Origin of the sequence: Rhizobium sp. Root1203 (assembly GCF_001424945.1) — a bacterium.
GTDB lineage: Bacteria > Pseudomonadota > Alphaproteobacteria > Rhizobiales > Rhizobiaceae > Rhizobium.
Genome location: NZ_LMCW01000062.1, coordinates 1 through 2,314, shown reverse-complemented (window position 1 = coordinate 2,314; position 2,314 = coordinate 1). Strand labels below are relative to the sequence as shown.

General features: G+C 58.0%; 2 protein-coding genes and 1 pseudogene. All 3 read left to right on the top strand.

All coding sequences use genetic code 11. From position 1 onward, the window contains the following. Positions 1-439: 439 nt before the first annotated feature. Positions 440-1,834 (top strand): MATE family efflux transporter, encoded by a 1,395-nt coding sequence (locus ASC97_RS29405; protein WP_057471878.1) that lies wholly within the window; start codon positions 440-442, stop codon positions 1,832-1,834. Continuing rightward, the gene (locus tag ASC97_RS34525) at positions 1,831-2,046 is read left to right on the top strand and encodes a glyoxalase superfamily protein (RefSeq protein ID WP_162246732.1); all 216 of its coding nucleotides are present in this window, start codon (positions 1,831-1,833) and stop codon (positions 2,044-2,046) included. Before ASC97_RS29405 ends, ASC97_RS34525 begins: the two co-directional genes overlap by 4 nt. Further along, positions 2,003-2,170, top strand: a pseudogene (locus tag ASC97_RS29400) (IS701 family transposase); the annotation flags it as partial. The gene ASC97_RS34525 and the pseudogene ASC97_RS29400, both read left to right, overlap by 44 nt. Positions 2,171-2,314 lie beyond the last annotated feature (144 nt).

Genomic DNA, 2,314 nt, shown 5'->3' with positions numbered 1-2,314 from the left:
CATCGGGTCCTGCAGGTTCGAGCCGCCGTCGCCGACGGCCGTCTCAAAAATGCAAAGCTCGACCTGGCAGCGTGACCCCCGGCTTTTTCCCGCTCTCGTTCGATCTCGACCTGGACAGCCGGATAGATTTCGGCAAAATCGCTGCCTGAGCAACGGTGCGAAAATGCGCGATGCAAAAATCAGGCGCAAAATCTTAACTTTTTTGGGACTCTTACGAAAGCAGTTTCCCCAAAACGTTTGCGGATTTTCCAACACGCTGCTCTATTGACAATAGTTGAATTTGCTGGCTTTTGTCGCGCAGGTTCCGAGCACCTGCCGCCTGCAGACGCAAGTCACGGTGAAGCCCGGTATATCCAGATCGTCCTCACCCTCGAAGCATTTCGTCGGTGGCAATGCAGGCTCCCATCCCACATGAAATACCTCTTTGGAGGAGTGAGTGATGTCTTTGAGACCATCGCCCGAAAACCGTTTTCTGACTGCCTCTCCAGGCAGAATTTTTGCCGCCACCGCATTCCCTATGATCGTAATCATGGTGATGAACGGAATGCTGGGTATTATCGACGCCGCCTTTCTGGGACATTTCGTAGGTCCGCAAGCCATGGCGGCTGTCGGTATGGCCTTCCCGGTCCTGATGTTGACGATCGCGCTTTCGACACTTGTTAGCGGTGGAATGTCAAGCCTGCTGGCTCGCCAGCTTGGCGCCGACGACCGCGATGCCGCCAATGCGACCTTCGCCGGTGCTCATGGAATTGCGCTGACGATCGCGTCACTGCTGATCGTCATCTTCTGTGCGTGCGGGTGGGGTTTCGCCCTACGCATTGCGGGCTCCGATGGTCCGGTTGCCGAAATGGTGTGGGTCTTCCTGGCAATTACCGTATTCGGAACTCCGATACAATTCCTGCTGGGTGTTCATGCCGATGCCTGGAGGAACGAAGGGGGGGCGGGATTGATGGCGCTCATATCGCTTGGGGTCACGCTCATCAACATTCTGCTGAACTACATCCTAGTTGCGGTGCTGGAGCTCGGTGTTGCGGGTTCGGCCACGGGCACGGTTCTGGCACAGGCGCTGGGACTGGTGCTTCTGGCCGGGCTGCGTCCGCTCCTTGGGGGCATGATGCCGCTCAACAGCCTGTGGCGGAACCGCTGGACCGGCAGTTGGAGGCGTATTGTTGCGCTGGGCGCACCCGTCAGTCTGGGTTTTATCGGAATGGCGCTTTCAGCCGCCAGCGTGGTGCTTGCCCTCCGTCTTACAGGCGGCACCGATTACGAAAGGACCATTGCCGCCTACGGGATCGTGACACGCATTTTCGGTTTTGCCTTCCTACCAATCATGGCGATCGCGATGGCGATGCAGAGCATCGTCGGCAACAATGTCGGTGCGCGTCTCTTCACTCGCTCGGACGCGGTCCTGCGGATCGCTGCGGCAACGGCATTGCTCTACTGTCTTGCAGTCGAGGTTTTGTTGCTGAGCAGAGGCACAGTCGCCGGAGCAGCCTTTGTCGCTGATCCGGATGTGATCGGCAAGGTCGGCCGAATACTTAGTCCGATGGCTTCGGTCTATTTTTTTTCTGGACCAATTCTCGTGCTTGGGCTTTATTTTCAGGCCATCGGCCAATCCGCCCGCGCCGCTCTTTTAACCATGATCAAGCCTTTTATACTCTTGCCTGTCCTCGTTACAGTGACTGCGACAATGTTGGGCGCGGATGCGATTTGGTTCGCCTATCCGTTGGCCGATGGTGTGGCCGCAATCATCGCAACTCTTGTGCTTGCCGCCGCCGTGAGGGCGCAAGGAGACGCCGGTATCGGGCTCAAGGCCTTGGAGAACCTGTCATGACAGTTAGAACCATTGCCGAAGCCAAGGCGCACGCAAAGTCTCTGAGGAACGCACTTGCCGCAGACGGTACAGTGCTAGGCCAGGCCCAAGCGCTGGAGCTCGTCGCCCGACAGAACGGTGCGCGCGACTGGAACACCTTGTCTGCCAGACTGGCCAATGCTGATTCCCCTCGCAGCATCTGCGAACCTTTTCCTGGACGGCTTGCTGGGTGACGAGCGGCGTATGACAGGTTGGATGCGCGCTGAGGCGGCCGGTGATCCCGGCCCGTGGCGGCAACAAGCCATTCTGGGTCGCGGGCGTTGGGACGCGGACGCGCTTCGCGACATCGTGCGAGAGTAGGTTGTAGAAAACCTCGCCACCGATGATGGGGAGCGGGAAAAACGTGGGGGTAAGAATCTTCGGATAGTCGAGAGCTTTTTGGAAAGGGCACTCGTTGTCAGCGCAATTGAAGATGAACATCTGGGTCGAGCTTGTTGGCGT